Below are 15163 nucleotides of genomic sequence, written 5' to 3'. Positions count from 1 at the left end.
AGCCGTCGGCCGGCCGAGCGAAGCGCTCTTCAGCGCGGCGTGAGGCCGGCCGGCGGATCGCGCATTTCTTTCACAACTTCAGACTCGCAAACGCACGTGTCATATAGCGGACACGTGATCGAAAGGAATCAACAGTGCTTATCGCACAGCGTCCGACGCTCACCGAGGAGAACATCTCGGAGTTCCGTTCCCGCTTCGTCATCGAGCCCCTCGAGCCCGGCTTCGGCTACACGCTCGGCAACTCGCTGCGTCGCACCCTGCTGTCCTCCATCCCCGGCGCCGCTGTCACCAGCATCCGGATCGACGGAGTCCTGCACGAGTTCACGACCGTCCCGGGCGTCCGCGAGGACGTCACCGAGATCATCCTGAACATCAAGGGACTCGTCGTCTCCTCCGAGCACGACGAGCCGATCACCGCCTACCTGCGCAAGCAGGGCGCCGGCCAGGTCACCGCCGCCGACATCTCGGCTCCGGCCGGTGTCGAGATCCACAACCCGGACCTCGTCATCGCGACCCTGAACGACAAGGCGAAGTTCGAGCTCGAGCTCACCATCGAGCGCGGCCGCGGCTACGTCTCGGCGACCCAGAACCGCAGCGAGTTCTCCGAGGCCGGCCAGATCCCGGTCGACTCGATCTACTCGCCCGTGCTCAAGGTCACCTATCGCGTCGAGGCCACCCGTGCCGGCGAGCGCACCGACTTCGACCGCCTGGTCGTCGACGTCGAGTCGAAGCCGGCCATCACGCCGCGCGACGCCATCGCGTCGGCCGGTCGCACGCTGACCGAGCTGTTCGGACTCGCCCGCGAGCTGAACAACGCGGCCGAGGGCATCGAGATCGGCCCCGCGCCGGTCGACGCCGTCCTCTCGACCGAGCTGTCCATGCCCATCGAGGACCTCGACCTCTCGGTGCGCAGCTACAACTGCCTCAAGCGCGAGGGCATCAACAACGTCAACGAGCTCGTCGCCCTCTCGGAGACGCAGCTCATGAACATCCGCAACTTCGGTCAGAAGTCGGTGGATGAGGTCAAGGAGAAGCTGACGGAGCTGGGCCTGTCGCTGAAGGACTCGGTCCCCGGGTTCGACGGCGCCCACTTCTACAGCTACGACGACGAGAGCATCTAGGTCTCCCGCTCCGGCGTTCGACCTTCTGACACCCCTTTAGTACTGGAGTAAAGACATGCCCAAGCCCACGAAGGGCCCCCGCCTCGGAGGCGGTCCCGCACACGAGCGTCTGCTGCTCGCGAACCTGGCCGCGGCCCTGTTCACGCACAAGAGCATCAAGACGACCGAGACCAAGGCCAAGCGCCTGCGTCCCCTCGCCGAGCGTCTGGTGACGTTCGCGAAGCGCGGCGACCTGCACGCTCGCCGCCGCGTCCTCGCGACCATCGGCGACAAGAGCGTCGTGCACGAGCTCTTCACCGAGATCGCGCCGCTCGTCGCCGAGCGTGAGGGCGGCTACACCCGCATCACGAAGATCGGTCCCCGCAAGGGCGACAACGCGCCCATGGCCGTCATCGAGCTCGTCCTCGAGCCCGTGACGCCGAAGGTCAAGAAGTCGCGCACCGGCGCCGCTCCCGTCTCGGCTCCGGTCGAGGACGAGACCGTCGTCGAGGACGCCACCGTCGAGGAGGCGCCCGTCGCCGAGACGACCGAGGCCGACGCGACCGTCCAGGACGCGCCCGTCGAGGACGCCCCGGTCGAGACGACCGCCGAGACCAAGTAGTCCCGCGCACGTCTCGAGAGCCCTCCGCCCCTTCGGGGACGGGGGGCTCTCGTCGTCCCCGGCGGCGGTTCGCGTCGTGCTCGGTGGCGCGGAACGTCGCTTACGATGGCGGAATCGTCTCAGCGGCAGGGCGGGGCGCGACCGGCTCCCGGCGTCCGCCTCGCCGCCGCCCGGCAGGAGGTGCCCCGTGCGTCCGCACCACCCGCTGCTCCTGATCGCCGCGACGGTCCTGCTGGCCGGTTGCTCCTCGCCCGCGGTCCTCGACGTGCCGGAGTCGGCGGGCACCGCCGCTCCGACCTCGGTCGCGGCGCCCGAGGCGGTGCCGACGGCGACCGCCGCGACCGACACCCCGGCGGCGCCCGAGCTGGACTGCTCGGCCGCGCTCCCGGCCGCTGCCGTGGAGAGCGCCGTGGGGCTGCCCGCGGGGACGGCCGTGCTGCTGCAGACGGAGGACGCCTGCTCGTACGCGATCGCCGGCAACCCGTCCGCGGTCCTCGTCACCGTCGGTCCCGCTCGCCTGGCCGAGACCTTCACGGGCGCGGGCGAGGCCGTCGGCGCGGTCCCCGCTCCGCTGGGGGAGGCGGCCTACCGGCTCGAGGGCTCGCCGACGACGCCGTCCGAGCTCGCGGTGCTGGCGGGCGGCTACGAGCTCCACGTCGAGTCGTTCGTCGGGGACCAGGACGCGCTCGCGGACTGGGCGGTCGCCGTCCTCGACTCGCTCGGCGTGCGGCTCTCGGCGGGCTGATCCGGCTCGTCCGACCGCTCCGGGCGGCCGCGGCGGACGATCTAGACTCGTCGAGTGCTCCGCCGTGTCCGCCTCGATCTGGCCTACGACGGCACCCACTTCGCCGGCTGGGCCCTGCAGCCCGGTCTCCGCACGGTCCAGGGGGTCCTCGAGGACGCGCTCGGGCTCCTGCTGCGGTCCGAGGAGCGCACGGTCGTCACCGTCGCGGGCCGGACCGACGCCGGAGTGCACGCGAGCGCGCAGGTGGCGCACCTGGACCTCACTCCCGAGCAGTGGTCGCGCCTGAACGGCCGCCCGCGGGCCGGCACCGAGAAGGTCGAGCCCGAGGTCGTGCTCCAGCGCAAGCTGCAGGGGATCCTGGGCCAGTACTCCGACCTGTCGGTGCACCGGGTGTCGCGGGCGCCCGAGGGCTTCGACGCGCGCTTCTCGGCCCGCTGGCGGCGCTACGAGTACCGGCTCGCCGACCGGTCCTCGCTCCGCCGCCCTCTCGACCGCGCCTACACCACCTGGATCAACGAGGCGGTCGACGAGAGCCTGATGGCGGGTGCCGCGGAGTCGCTGCTCGGCCTGCACGACTACGCGTCGTTCTGCCGGGCGCGCGTCGGGGCCACCACCATCCGGAGCCTGCTCGACTTCACCTGGGAGCGGGACGAGGACGGCGTGCTGCACGCCCACCTGCGCGCCGACGCCTTCTGCCACAGCATGGTGCGGGCGCTCGTCGGCTCCTGCGTGGCCGTGGGGATCGGCAAGCTCGACGCGGGCGAGCTCCCGCTGCTGCGCGACGCGGCGCGGCGCACCAACGCCTTCGCGGTCATGCCGGCCCGCGGTCTCGTCCTGCGCGAGGTCGATTACCCTGAGGACTCCGAACTGGCCGAGCGGGCCGTGCTGACCCGGGTGAAGCGGACACTGCCGGCGGGGGTCGGCGAGGGGGAGGACGACGCATGATGCGCAGGGACCGTCGCACGGCCGCTCTCGCCACCGCGCTCGTCCTGCCGGCGGCACTGCTGCTCGCGAGCTGCTCGTCGTCGTCCACGATCGATGTGCCGGACGAGGCGCCGCAGGCCGCCGTCGAGTCGGCCGCGCCGAGCACCGCGCCCACCGCGGAGCCGACCGCGACCGCTCCGTCGCCGTCCGCCGCCTCGAGCATCGAGGTCCTCGACTGCGCGGCGGTGCTGCCGGTCGAGACGATCGAGGCCGTCCTCGAGCTGCCCGAGGGCTTCGTGACGCCCTCCGAGCAGGGCTCCGGCTGCACCTGGGCGATGGCGGGGAACCCGGCGGCGCTGGTGCTGCAGTCGGCGACCGGCGCGGGGACCGCCGAGTTCACCGCCCAGGAGTCGGCAGCACCCGTGCAACCGAGCGGACTCGGCGACGCCGCCTTCTTCCGCGCCGGCGATCCGGCGGCCGACCCGGCCGCGACGGTCGTGGTGCTGGCGGGGGACCGGCTGCTCTCCCTCCGCTCGTACGTCGGTGCACAGGGGCCGCTCGAGGAGCTGGCGACCGACGTCCTCACCGCGCTGGGGCAGGAGCCCTCCTGAGCCCCGCCACCCTCCGGAGGACGGGAGCGGCGACCGGCGAGCTTCCGCTCCGGGTCGGATTGCTGTAGCGTCGTCCCTTGGTGTTCTCGGCCGCGTGCCGGCACCCGAAGTTGAGCCCTCCACCGGATCGGTTCGGCCCCCTCGCGGGTCGAACGGCCACGGAGCGGGATTCACGAACTCCTCACTCCGATCAGAAAGCAGCACTCACGTGACTCGCACTTTTTCTCCGAAGCCGGCTGACGTCCAGCACGACTGGATCGTCATCGACGCGTCCGACGTCGTGCTCGGCCGTCTGGCCACCCACGCCGCTGCGCTCCTGCGCGGCAAGCACAAGCCGACGTTCGCGCCGCACATGGACATGGGCGACTTCGTCATCATCGTCAACGCCGAGAAGGTGGCCCTCACCGGCCAGAAGCTCCTCCAGAAGAAGGCGTACCGCCACTCCGGCTACCCGGGCGGCCTCACGGCCACCACGTACGCCGAGCTCCTCGAGAAGAACCCGATCCGCGCCGTCGAGAAGGCCATCCGCGGAATGCTCCCCAAGAACTCCCTCGGTCGTGCGCAGCTGCGCAAGCTGAAGGTCTACACGGGCACCGAGCACCCTCACGCGGCTCAGCAGCCCAAGGCGTACGCCTTCACCCAGGTCGCCCAGTAGGCTCCGGCCCTCCCCGACACCCCAGACTTCGAAGACAAAGGATCACCTACACCGTGGCGAAGATCGCAGACCAGATCGACGTGGCTCCCGAGAGCTACTCCACCGAAAGCCCGGCCACCGAGGCGTCCACGACGCCCCGCGCCGTCCTCAACGTCTCCGGCGCAGCCGTGGGCCGTCGCAAGCAGGCCATCGCCCGCGTGCGCCTGGTCCCGGGCTCCGGAAGCCTGACCGTGAACGCTCGCGAGTTCGCGGAGTACTTCCCGAACAAGCTGCACCAGCAGCTGATCAACGACCCGTTCAAGGTCCTCGACCTCCTCGGCTCGTACGACGTCGTCGCGAAGATCACCGGCGGCGGCCCCTCCGGCCAGGCCGGTGCGCTCCGCCTCGCGATCGCCCGTGCGCTGAACGAGATCGACCGCGAGAACAACCGCGCCATCCTCAAGAAGGCCGGCTTCCTCACCCGCGACGCTCGCGTCATCGAGCGCAAGAAGGCCGGTCTCAAGAAGGCCCGCAAGGCGTCCCAGTTCTCGAAGCGCTAGTCGCTGCGGCCCCTGCGGCCGTCGATCAGCAGCTTCAGAAGGGGACTGGCACCATGCCGCGCCTGTTCGGAACAGATGGCGTCCGTGGCCTCGCGAATCGCGATGTCACGGCCGACCTGGCCCTCGGCCTCGCTCAGGCGGCCGCCCGTGTACTCGGTGCGGCCGCCCGGGCGGAAGGCCGTCGGCCCCTCGCCGTCCTGGCCCGCGATCCTCGGATCTCGGGACAGTTCATCGGTGCCGCCGTCGCGGCCGGCCTCGCGAGCGCCGGCGTCGACGTGCTCGACGCGGGAGTGATCCCGACGCCCGCCGCCGCCTACCTCATCGCCGACGAGAGCGCCGACTTCGGCGTGATGATCTCGGCGTCGCACAACCCCGCCGCCGACAACGGCATCAAGTTCTTCGCGGCCGGTGGCCGCAAGCTCCCGGACGAGCTCGAGAACCGCATCGAGGCGGCTCTCGGCGTCCCGCCGCTCACGCCGCTCGGCCCCGACGTGGGCCGGATCCGCCGCTTCGCCGACGCCGAGGACCGCTACGTCCTCCACCTGCTCGGCTCGCTCGACAGCACCCGCCTGGACGGACTGCACGTGGTCATCGACTGCGCGCACGGCGCCGCCGCAGGGATCTCGCCCGAGGTGTTCACCGACGCCGGCGCGACCGTCACGGTGATCGGCAACGATCCGGACGGCATCAACATCAACGACGGCGTGGGCTCGACCCACCTCGACCACGTCGCCGAGGCCGTCCGCGAGGCGGGCGCCGACATCGGCATCGCGCACGACGGCGATGCGGACCGCTGCCTCGCGGTCGACGCCGAGGGGCGCGTCGTCGACGGCGACCAGATCATGGCGATCCTCGCGACCTCCATGGCGCGACGCGGCGTCCTGCGCGACAACGTGCTCGTCGCCACGGTGATGAGCAACCTCGGCCTCAAGACCGCGATGGCCGACGCCGGCATCCGCGTGATCGAGACCGGTGTGGGCGACCGCTACGTGCTCGAGGCGATGAACGACGGCGGCTACTCGCTCGGCGGCGAGCAGTCCGGCCACGTCATCATGAGCCGCTTCGCGACGACCGGCGACGGCGTCCTCACGGGTCTGCAGCTCGCGGCCGAGATGGCGCGCACGGGGAAGACCCTCGCCGAGCTGGCCTCGGTGATGCGGGTGTTCCCGCAGACGCTCGTCAACGTGCGCGGGGTCGACCGCGAGGGCGTGCACGACGACACCGTGATCGCGGCGGCCATCGCCGAGGCCGAGGCCGAGCTGGGCACCGGCGGGCGCGTCCTGCTGCGGCCCTCCGGCACCGAGCCGATGGTCCGCGTCATGGTCGAGGCCTCCACGAAGGAGACCGCCGACCGGCTGGCGGAGTCCCTCGCCGCGGTCGTGCTCGAGCAGCTTCGCGTCGCGTCCTAGCGGGCCGAGCCGCCGGCTCGGGGATCTCGATACGCCCGCTGCGCGGGCTACTCGATCAGCATGCTTCCGCCGCGCGCTGTGCGCGAGTCGACCGGGGCCGGAGGCACGGCATGGCGCAGCCTGCCCGCCCCATGCTGGTCGAGTAGCGCCGGAGGCGCGTCTCGAGACCCGCCGTCGTCAGGACGGCGGATCTCGATACGCCCGCTGTGCGGGCTACTCGATCAACATGCTTGCGCCGCGCACCGGGTGCAGGTCTGCGCCTTCCATGCTGGTCGAGTAGCGCCGGAGGCGCGTATCGAGACCCGCCGTCGTCAGTACGTGAGCCGTCGGCGATCGCGCGCTCAGATCTTGCGGAGGAGCACCGAGGAGACGGTGTGGTCGGCCTGCTTGCGCAGGACGAGGCTCGCGCGGGAGCGGGTCGGCCGCACGTTCTGCAGCAGGTTCGGCTCGTTGATCGAGGACCAGATGCTGCGGGCCTGCGCGCGCGCCTCGTCGGGAGTCAGCGAGGCGTAGCGGTGGAAGTACGAGGTCGGGCTGGCGAAGGCGCCCTGCTGCAGGGCGAGGAAGCGCTCCTCGTACCAGCGCGCGATGTCGCTCGTGCGGGCGTCGACGTAGACCGTGAAGTCGAACAGGTCGCTGACGGCGAGACCGTGCCCGGGCGCGGGCGGCTGCAGCACGTTCAGGCCCTCGACGATCAGCACGTCGGGTCGGCGGACCACGATCTCCGCGTCGTGCACGATGTCGTAGGAGAGGTGCGAGTAGAACGGCGCGCGCACCTCGGCGGCGCCGCCCTTCACCTCCGAGACGAAGCGCAGCAGCGCCCGGCGGTCGTACGACTCCGGGAAGCCCTTGCGGCTCATCAGCCCGCGCCGCTCCAGCTCGCGGTTGGGCAGGAGGAAGCCGTCGGTCGTCACCAGCTCGACGCGGGGGGTGTCGTCCCAGCGGGCGAGGAGCTCGCGGAGCAGGCGGGCGATGGTCGACTTGCCGACCGCGACCGAGCCGGCCACGCCGATCACGAACGGGGTGGGCTGCGCGCGCTCGCCGAGGAAGGTGCTCGTCGCGCGGTGCAGCTGGCGCGCGCCGCCGGCGTAGAGGGTGAGCAGCCGCGACAGCGGCAGGTAGACCTCGGCGACCTCGGTGAGGCTCAGCCGGTCGCCCAGCCCCCGCAGCTGCACGACCTCGGTCTCGCTCAGCGGCAGCTCGGTGCTGCGGGCGAGCTCGGCCCAGTCGGAGCGGACGATCTCGACGAACGGGGAGGGGTGCGCCTCGCGCCCGGGTTCGCGAGCTGACGAGGACATCTGCACGATCCTAGCGGCCGCCGCGGTCCGGCCCCGTCGCCGCGGGAGCGCCCCCGCGCGCGATTAGGATCGAGCGCATGTGTGGAATCGTTGGATACGTCGGCGCGCGCGACAGCCTGGCCGTGCTGCTCGGGGGACTGAAGCGACTGGAGTACCGCGGGTACGACTCCGCCGGTGTGGCCGTGATCGACGCGGACGGCCGGATCGACAGCCGCAAGCGCTCGGGCAAGCTCAGCGTCCTCGTCGACGACCTCGAGGCGCACCCGATCGCGCAGGGCACCACCGGCATCGGGCACACCCGCTGGGCGACACACGGCGGCCCGACCGACCGCAACGCGCACCCGCACCTCGCGGACGACGGGCGCCTCGCCGTCATCCACAACGGCATCATCGAGAACTTCCAGCCCCTCAAGGAGGAGCTGCTCGCCGAGGGCGCGGTCTTCGAGAGCGAGACCGACACCGAGGTCGCCGCGCACCTGATCGCGCGGGAGCACCGCCGCACCGGCGATCTGGTGCTCGCGTTCCAGGCCGTCGTCGCGCGCCTCGAGGGCGCCTTCACGCTGCTCGCCCTGCACCAGGACCAGCCCGGTGTCGTCGTCGGCGCGCGCCGCAACTCGCCGCTCGTGATCGGCCTCGGCGACGGCGAGAACTTCCTCGGCTCCGATGTCGCCGCCTTCGTCGAGTTCACCCGCCGCGCGGTCGCGATCGGCCAGGACCAGATCGTCACGATCACGCCCGACGCGGTCACCGTCACCGACTTCTTCGGCAACGCCGTCGAGACCGAGCCGTTCGAGATCGCCTGGGACGCCTCCGCCTCCGAGAAGGGCGGCTGGTCGAGCTTCATGGCCAAGGAGATCAGCGAGGGCCCGGAGGCCGTCGCCAAGACGCTGCTCGGCCGCATCCAGGACGGCGTGGTCGTGCTGCCCGAGCTCGCCTCTCTCGACGCGACCCTCACCGACATCGACCGGATCACCGTGATCGCCTGCGGCACCGCCGCCTACTCCGGCATGGTCGCCAAGTACGCGATCGAGAAGTGGGCGCGCGTGCCCGTCGAGGTCGAGCTGAGTCACGAGTTCCGCTACCGCGACCCGGTGCTGACCCCGCGCACCCTGGTCGTCTCGATCAGCCAGTCCGGCGAGACCATGGACACGCTGATGGCCGTGAAGTACGCCCGGGAGAAGGGCGCCAAGACGCTCTCCGTCTGCAACACCCAGGGCGCGACGATCCCGCGCGAGTCCGACGCCGTGCTCTACACCCACGCCGGCCCGGAGGTCGCGGTCGCCTCGACCAAGGCGTTCGTCGCGCAGATCGCGGCGCTCTACCTCTTCGGCCTGCACCTGGCCGCGGTGCGCGGCGCAGCCACGCCCGAGCTGATCGCCTCGCAGGCCGCGCAGCTCGCGGCGATCCCCGAGAAGCTCTCGCGCGTGCTCGACGCCTCGGAGGCGATCGCCCAGCTCGCCGGCTGGATGGCGGACACCCGCGCGGTGCTCTTCCTGGGCCGCCACGTCGGCTACCCGGTGGCGCTCGAGGGCGCGCTCAAGCTCAAGGAGCTCGCCTACATCCACGCCGAGGGCTTCGCCGCGGGCGAGCTGAAGCACGGGCCGATCGCGCTGATCGAGCCGGGTCAGGTCGTCTTCGTGATCGTGCCGAGCCCGAGCGAGTCCTACGAGCTGCAGCGCAAGGTGATCTCGAACATCCAGGAGATCAAGGCGCGCGGCGCCCGGGTGATCGCGATCGCCGAGCAGGGCGACGCGGCCGCGATCCAGATCGCCGACGAGGTCGTGCCGATCCCGCTGGCCGACCCGCTGTTCGAGCCGCTGCTCGCCGTGACGCCGCTGCAGATGTTCGCGATGGAGCTCGCCTCGGCGAAGGGCCTCGACGTCGACCAGCCGCGGAACCTCGCCAAGTCGGTCACGGTCGAGTGACCCTGCCGTGATCGTCGGGATCGGCGTGGACGTGGTGGATCTCGCGCGCTTCGAGCGGGCGATCTCCCGCACGCCCCGGCTCCGCGACCGGCTGTTCGCCGAGAGCGAACGCGACCTGCCGATCGCCTCGCTGGCCGGCCGGTTCGCGGCGAAGGAGGCGCTGATCAAGGCGCTCGGCGACTCGGCCGGTGCCCGCTGGCACGACATGGTCGTCGAGCGCGACGAGCACGGGAACCCCTCCTTCGCCCTGCACGGCGCGGCCCTCGCGGCGGCCGAGTCGCGCGGGATCGCCCGCGTGCACCTCTCGATGAGCCATGACGCCGGCGTGGCCTGCGCGTTCGTGGTGGCCGAGTCGTGATCGCGCCGGTCGCCTTCCGCGAGGCGCTGATCGATCTCGACGCCGTCGCGGCGAACACGGCGCGGCTCCGGGAGCTGACGGCCGCACCCCGGCTGATGGCGGTCGTCAAGGCGAACGCCTACGGGCACGGCGCACTCCCGGTCGCGCAGGCGGCGCTCGCCGGCGGGGCGGACGCGCTCGGGACCGCCGACCTCGAGGAGGCGGTCGCGCTCCGCGAGGCGGGGATCCTGGCGCCGGTGCTCTGCTGGCTGCACGACCCCGAGCAGGACTTCGACACCGCCCTCGAGCACGGGATCGAGGTGGCCGTCTCCTCGGTGGCGCAGCTCGACCGGCTGGCGCAGGCCGCCGAGGACCGCGGGGTGCGCGGGGCGGTGCAGCTCAAGGTCGACACCGGTCTCAGCCGGAACGGCGCCGCGGAGGCGGAGTGGGTGCCGCTCGCGCAGTCCCTCGTCCGCCACGCGGCGCGCGGCTCGCTGCAGCTCACCGGTCTGTTCTCGCACCTCTCGAACACCTCGCGCGAGGAGGACCTCGCGCAGCTCGCCCTCCTGCGCCGTGCCGAGGAGGTGCTGCGCACGCACGGGACGCCCGCGCCGCTGGTGCACCTCGCCGCGACGGCCGCCGCGCTCCGCCTGCCGGAGGCGCGCCTGGACCAGGTGCGCACCGGCATCGGCGTCTACGGGCTGTCGCCGTTCGACGACGAGACCTCCCTCGGGCTCGGCCTGGTGCCGGCGATGACTGTGCAGGGGCGGGTGGCCGGAGTGCGCCGGGTGTCCGCGGGGACCGGGGTCAGCTACGACTACGCCTACCGTGCCGCCGGGGAGACGACTCTCGCGCTGGTGCCGTTCGGCTACGCCGACGGGATCCCGCGTGCCGCCTCCGGTGTCGCCGAGGTGTCGATCGGCGGGCGCCGCCACCGCATCGCGGGGCGGGTGGCGATGGACCAGTTCGTCGTCGACGTCGGGGACGCTCCCGTCGCGGTCGGCGACCCGGTGACGCTCTGGGGCGATCCGACCACCGGCGTCCCCTCGGTCGACGAGTGGGCGCGCTGGTGCGGGACGATCAACTACGAGCTGGTCACCCGGATCGGGCACCGCGTCCCGCGCAGGACGGTCGGCGGCCCTGCGGGAGGCGCCCGTGCCTGAGCGCGGCTGGTTCGCCGACCGCACGGTCGAGATCGACGACCCGGAGGCGATGGAGGAGCTCGGCCGCTCCCTCGGCCGGGTGCTGCGCGCCGGCGACCTGCTGGTGCTGACCGGGCCGCTCGGCGCGGGCAAGACGACCTTCACCCGCGGCCTGGGCGACGGGCTGGGGGTGCGCGGGCCGGTGACCAGCCCCACCTTCGTGATCGCGCGGACGCATCCTCCGCTGCACGGCGGGCCGCCGCTGGTGCACGTGGACGCCTACCGCGTCGGCTCGGCCGTGGAGCTGGACGACCTCGACCTCGATCTCGAGCACTCGGTCGTCGTGGTGGAGTGGGGCGCCGGGCTGCTCGACGGCGTCGCGGAGTCGTGGCTCGACGTCGTCCTCGAACGCCCGACCGGCGGCTCCGACGCCGAGGACGGCGAGGAGCCGATCGAGCCGCGCACCGTGCGCTTCCGCGGCACGGGCTGGCGCTGAGCGCTCTGCTCGCGGCGGGTCTCGATACGCCGCTGCGCGGCTACTCGACCAGCATGGTCCGCCTGCTGATCGAGCAGCCCTCGGAGAGGGCGTATCGAGATCCACCGTCGTCCGGTGGGTGGGTCTCGATACGCCGCTGCGCGGCTACTCGACCAGCATGGTCCGCATGCTGATCGAGTAGCCCTCGGAGAGGGCGTATCGAGATCCCCCGTGTCAGCAGGGTGGTGCACGGCTGCTCGACCAGCAGGCGAGTGGCGCCGCAGGCTCCGCGGCCGGTGCCCCGCCGGCCGCGGGTACCCTGTCAGGGTGCTGCTCGCGATCGACACCTCCTCCGGTACCTCCGTCGCCGTCGTCGGCATCGACGGCGAGGTCCGCGCCGAGCGCACCGAGACCGACACCATGCGGCACGCCGAGGTCGTCGGCCGGCTGATCCAGGAGTCCCTCGAGGCGGCAGGCATCGGCCCCGACGCGATCGAGGCCGTCGCCGTCGGCATGGGCCCCGGCCCCTTCACCGGCCTCCGGGTCGGCATCGCCGCGGCCCGCGCCTTCGCGTTCGGCCGCGACGTGCCCACCCTCCCGGTCGTCTCGCACGACGCGGTCGCGCTCGGCGCGCTGCGCCACGGCCGCGCCGACGGGTTCCTCGTCGTCACTGACGCGCGCCGCCGCGAGCTCTACTGGAGCGCCTACGCCGGCCTGGACGAGCAGGGCCTCCCCGTCCGTACCGGCGGGCCCGGCCTCGACAAGCCGCCCGCGCTGCCCTTCCCCGAACTGCCCCGCCTCGAGGCCGAGACGGTGTCCGCGGCGGAGCTCGGCGTCGTGGCCGCGCTGACCCGCGCCGCCGGCCGCGCTCCCGCCGCGGACGAGCCGCTCTACCTCCGCTCGCCCGACGTCACGCTCTCGGCCGGTCCGAAGCGGGTCACGGCGTGAGCGCCGAGCTGCGCGACGCCACCGTCGACGACCTGGACGCGATCATGGCGATCGAGGAGTCGGAGTTCACCAGCGACGCGTGGTCGCGCACCATGATGCTCGAGGAGATCCGCAGCCGGCACACCCGCTACCTCGTCGCCGAGGACGCGGGCGAGCTGGTCGGCTACGCCGGGCTGCTCTGCCCGGTCGGCGCGCACGAGGGCGACGTGCAGACCCTCGCGGTGCTCGCCTCCGCCCGCCGCACGGGGCTCGGCCGGAGCCTCCTGCGCGCTCTCGTCGCCACCGCCGCCGAGCGCGGCGCCCGCGAGGTCTTCCTCGAGGTCCGCGCCGACAATCCGGCCGCCCAGTCGCTCTACCGCTCGGAGGGCTTCGAGGAGATCGGGGTCCGCCCCGCCTACTACCAGCCGGACGACGTCGACGCGCTCGTGATGCGCGTGCCGGTCCCCGCCCCTCGACAGGAGTCGTCATGACCGCCGGTCCGCTCGTCCTCGGCATCGAGACCAGCTGCGACGAGACCGGGATCGGCATCGTCCGCGGCACGACGCTGCTCGCCAACACCATCGCCTCGTCGATGGAGGAGCACGCCCGCTACGGCGGCGTCGTGCCCGAGGTCGCCGCCCGCGCGCACCTCGAGGCGCTCGAGCCGACGCTGCGCACGGCGCTCGCCGAGGCCGGCGTCTCGCTGCAGGAGCTGGACGCGATCGCGGTCACCAGCGGCCCCGGGCTCTCGGGCGCGCTGATGGTCGGCGTCGGCGCGGCGAAGGCGCTCGCGGTCTCGCTGGGGAAGCCGCTCTACGCGGTGAACCACCTCGTCGGGCACGTCGGCGCCGACGTCCTGCGCGCCGACGGCGGCGCCGGCAGCCCGGTCGAGGTGCCCACCATCGCGCTGCTCGTCTCGGGCGGGCACACCTCGCTCCTGCACGTGCGCGATCTCGTCTCGGACGTCGAGCTGCTCGGCGAGACGATCGACGACGCGGCCGGCGAGGCGTTCGACAAGGTCGCCCGCGTGCTCGGCCTGCCCTATCCCGGCGGCCCGCAGATCGACCGGGTCGCGGCCGACGGCGATCCACGGGCGATCCGCTTCCCCCGCGGCCTCACGCTGCCGAAGGACAAGGAGAAGCACCGCTACGACTTCTCGTTCTCGGGGCTGAAGACCGCGGTCGCCCGCTGGGTCGAGAAGCGCCAGGACGCGGGCGAGGAGGTGCCGGTCGCCGACGTCGCCGCGAGCTTCCGCGAGGCCGTCGCCGACGTCCTGCTGACCAAGGCGATCGCGGCCTGCGTCGACCGCGGGGTGCCGCGGCTGCTGCTGGGCGGGGGAGTGGTCGCCAACGCCCGTGTCCGCGAGCTGGCCGAGGAGCGCTGCGCGGCCGCGGGCGTCACGCTGCGGATCCCTGCACTCTCGCTCTGCACCGACAACGGCGCGATGATCGCGGCCCTCGGCGCCCAGCTGATCGAGGCCGGGCACGCTCCGTCGAGCCTCTCCTTCGGCGCCGACTCCACCCTGCCCGTCACCGAGATCCAGGTCCGATAGGCGTCTTACTGCAGCGTCGCACCGGGTCACAAGCGCCGCCCAGGGTTTTGACAGCCCACCGACGGCGCTGCCACGCTGAGCGCACTCACTCGTTCCTGATCAAGGGGGATCCGCCATGACCACTCCGTACACGCCCGCGTCCGACCGCTACAACATCCTGGCGATCATCGGCTTCATCGCCTCGTTCTTCGTCTCGATCGTCGGCATCGTCCTCGGCTTCATCGCTCTGTCGCAGATCAAGCGGACCGGCGAGCGCGGTCGCGGCCTCGCCATCGCCGCCGTCGTGATCGGCTTCGTCGCCATCATCGTCACCATCATCTCCGTCGTCGCCCTGTTCTCGATCGCGGGCCTGGCGAGCACGACGACGGACTACTGATCGACAGCGTCCCGCGCCCCACAGGGCGGGACGTGACGTGCTCGAGGAGGGCGACGTGAACGACGACACCACCGGCGATCCGGCAGCGGGATCGGCGGCACCGCCGCCGCGGTACGCGCCGCCCTCCGTCCCGCCGTCGCCGGAGTCCGCGCCCCCGACGGAGCGGCCGGAGGCGGCGGGAACCGGGGAATCCGGCTCCGCCGTCCCGCCGGACGGCTACGCAGACGGTGATGGCCGCCCCGGCGCCCCCGCGCCGCGCCCGCCACTGAACGGCCTCGCCGTCGCCGCCCTGATCTGCGGCATCCTCGGTCTCGCTCCCGCCGCGATCGTCCTCGGGCACGTCGGCTTCGCGCAGGCGCGACGCTCGGGGCAGCGCGGCCGCGGCCTCGCGATCGCCGGCTTCCTCCTCGGCTACCTCGCGCTCGTGCTGCTGCTCGTCGGCGCCCTGGTCTACTCGGCCTTCGTCACAGGACTCAGGACGGACGGCTACCTCCCGGCCTGAGCCGGTCGGCGGCCGCGTTCTAGA

18 protein-coding genes are annotated in these 15163 nt (G+C 72.6%); 17 read left to right on the top strand and 1 reads right to left on the bottom strand.

Annotated features, from left to right (window positions below):
* Positions 1-134: 134 nt before the first annotated feature.
* From HQQ86_RS04780 to glmM, 8 genes are all read left to right on the top strand, one after another.
* Entirely contained in the window at positions 135-1121 is a 987-nt protein-coding gene (locus tag HQQ86_RS04780; RefSeq protein ID WP_123445069.1) for a DNA-directed RNA polymerase subunit alpha, read from the top strand.
* Positions 1122-1176: 55 nt separating this feature from the next.
* Positions 1177-1722, top strand: coding sequence for a 50S ribosomal protein L17 (gene rplQ / locus HQQ86_RS04775; RefSeq protein WP_173286880.1), 546 nt, complete (start codon positions 1177-1179; stop codon positions 1720-1722).
* 187 nt (positions 1723-1909) lie between these two features.
* Entirely contained in the window at positions 1910-2467 is a 558-nt protein-coding gene (locus HQQ86_RS04770) for a hypothetical protein (protein ID WP_173286878.1), read from the top strand.
* Between the two features lie 54 nt (positions 2468-2521).
* On the top strand, positions 2522-3412 hold the full coding sequence (locus tag HQQ86_RS04765) for a tRNA pseudouridine synthase A (RefSeq protein WP_173286876.1): 891 nt from the start codon (positions 2522-2524) through the stop codon (positions 3410-3412).
* A complete protein-coding gene (locus HQQ86_RS04760) occupies positions 3412-4002 on the top strand; it encodes a hypothetical protein (RefSeq protein WP_173286874.1) in 591 nt (196 codons plus the stop codon). Before HQQ86_RS04765 ends, HQQ86_RS04760 begins: the two co-directional genes overlap by 1 nt.
* 208 nt (positions 4003-4210) lie before the next feature.
* Positions 4211-4657, top strand: a complete 447-nt coding sequence (gene rplM / locus HQQ86_RS04755; protein ID WP_123445074.1) for a 50S ribosomal protein L13 — start codon at positions 4211-4213, stop codon at positions 4655-4657.
* Between the two features lie 53 nt (positions 4658-4710).
* Positions 4711-5196 carry a 30S ribosomal protein S9 gene (rpsI, locus tag HQQ86_RS04750; RefSeq protein WP_159985790.1) on the top strand — a complete coding sequence of 162 codons (486 nt, stop codon included), beginning with the start codon at positions 4711-4713 and terminating at the stop codon, positions 5194-5196.
* A 53-nt stretch (positions 5197-5249) separates the two neighbouring features.
* Positions 5250-6605, top strand: a complete 1356-nt coding sequence (gene glmM, locus HQQ86_RS04745; protein ID WP_173286872.1) for a phosphoglucosamine mutase — start codon at positions 5250-5252, stop codon at positions 6603-6605.
* Positions 6606-6946: 341 nt separating this feature from the next.
* Here glmM and coaA read toward each other — a convergent pair whose 3' ends face one another.
* A complete protein-coding gene (gene coaA / locus HQQ86_RS04740; protein WP_173286870.1) occupies positions 6947-7903 on the bottom strand; it encodes a type I pantothenate kinase in 957 nt (318 codons plus the stop codon).
* 77 nt (positions 7904-7980) lie between these two features.
* Here coaA and glmS point away from each other — a divergent pair, with 77 nt between their 5' ends.
* The 9 genes from glmS (at position 7981) to HQQ86_RS21950 (ending at position 15139) form a co-directional block, all read left to right on the top strand.
* A complete protein-coding gene (glmS, locus tag HQQ86_RS04735) occupies positions 7981-9828 on the top strand; it encodes a glutamine--fructose-6-phosphate transaminase (isomerizing) (protein WP_173286868.1) in 1848 nt (615 codons plus the stop codon).
* Positions 9829-9835: 7 nt separating this feature from the next.
* Positions 9836-10186, top strand: a complete 351-nt coding sequence (locus HQQ86_RS04730; RefSeq protein ID WP_173286866.1) for a holo-ACP synthase — start codon at positions 9836-9838, stop codon at positions 10184-10186.
* Positions 10183-11328, top strand: coding sequence for an alanine racemase (alr, locus tag HQQ86_RS04725; protein WP_173286864.1), 1146 nt, complete (start codon positions 10183-10185; stop codon positions 11326-11328). Before HQQ86_RS04730 ends, alr begins: the two co-directional genes overlap by 4 nt.
* A 49-nt stretch (positions 11329-11377) precedes the next feature.
* On the top strand, positions 11378-11803 hold the full coding sequence (gene tsaE, locus HQQ86_RS04720; protein ID WP_173287518.1) for a tRNA (adenosine(37)-N6)-threonylcarbamoyltransferase complex ATPase subunit type 1 TsaE: 426 nt from the start codon (positions 11378-11380) through the stop codon (positions 11801-11803).
* 306 nt (positions 11804-12109) lie between these two features.
* Positions 12110-12730: a tRNA (adenosine(37)-N6)-threonylcarbamoyltransferase complex dimerization subunit type 1 TsaB gene (gene tsaB / locus HQQ86_RS04715; RefSeq protein WP_173286862.1), complete on the top strand. Its 621-nt coding sequence runs from the start codon at positions 12110-12112 to the stop codon at positions 12728-12730.
* Positions 12727-13200 (top strand): ribosomal protein S18-alanine N-acetyltransferase, encoded by a 474-nt coding sequence (rimI, locus tag HQQ86_RS04710; RefSeq protein WP_173286860.1) that lies wholly within the window; start codon positions 12727-12729, stop codon positions 13198-13200. Before tsaB ends, rimI begins: the two co-directional genes overlap by 4 nt.
* On the top strand, positions 13197-14261 hold the full coding sequence (gene tsaD, locus HQQ86_RS04705; protein WP_173286858.1) for a tRNA (adenosine(37)-N6)-threonylcarbamoyltransferase complex transferase subunit TsaD: 1065 nt from the start codon (positions 13197-13199) through the stop codon (positions 14259-14261). Before rimI ends, tsaD begins: the two co-directional genes overlap by 4 nt.
* Before the next feature lie 115 nt (positions 14262-14376).
* Entirely contained in the window at positions 14377-14637 is a 261-nt protein-coding gene (locus tag HQQ86_RS04700) for a DUF4190 domain-containing protein (RefSeq protein WP_160087659.1), read from the top strand.
* A gap of 55 nt (positions 14638-14692) precedes the next feature.
* Positions 14693-15139 carry a DUF4190 domain-containing protein gene (locus tag HQQ86_RS21950; RefSeq protein WP_216844925.1) on the top strand — a complete coding sequence of 149 codons (447 nt, stop codon included), beginning with the start codon at positions 14693-14695 and terminating at the stop codon, positions 15137-15139.
* Positions 15140-15163: the final 24 nt, after the last annotated feature.

The sequence above is a fragment of the Rathayibacter sp. VKM Ac-2857 genome, assembly GCF_013205025.1.
Classification (GTDB): Bacteria; Actinomycetota; Actinomycetes; order Actinomycetales; family Microbacteriaceae; genus Rathayibacter.
This window is presented reverse-complemented; position numbering and strand designations above follow the sequence as displayed.

Coding starts and splice junctions, on each gene's coding strand:
- rplQ (WP_173286880.1), top strand. CDS start 1,177: ATGCCCAAGCCCACGAAGGGCCCCCGCCTCGGAGGCGGTCCCGCACAC.
- HQQ86_RS04760 (WP_173286874.1), top strand. CDS start 3,412: ATGCGCAGGGACCGTCGCACGGCCGCTCTCGCCACCGCGCTCGTCCTG.
- glmM (WP_173286872.1), top strand. CDS start 5,250: ATGCCGCGCCTGTTCGGAACAGATGGCGTCCGTGGCCTCGCGAATCGC.
- coaA (WP_173286870.1), bottom strand. CDS start 7,903: ATGTCCTCGTCAGCTCGCGAACCCGGGCGCGAGGCGCACCCCTCCCCG.
- glmS (WP_173286868.1), top strand. CDS start 7,981: ATGTGTGGAATCGTTGGATACGTCGGCGCGCGCGACAGCCTGGCCGTG.
- tsaE (WP_173287518.1), top strand. CDS start 11,378: ATGGAGGAGCTCGGCCGCTCCCTCGGCCGGGTGCTGCGCGCCGGCGAC.
- tsaD (WP_173286858.1), top strand. CDS start 13,197: ATGACCGCCGGTCCGCTCGTCCTCGGCATCGAGACCAGCTGCGACGAG.
- HQQ86_RS04700 (WP_160087659.1), top strand. CDS start 14,377: ATGACCACTCCGTACACGCCCGCGTCCGACCGCTACAACATCCTGGCG.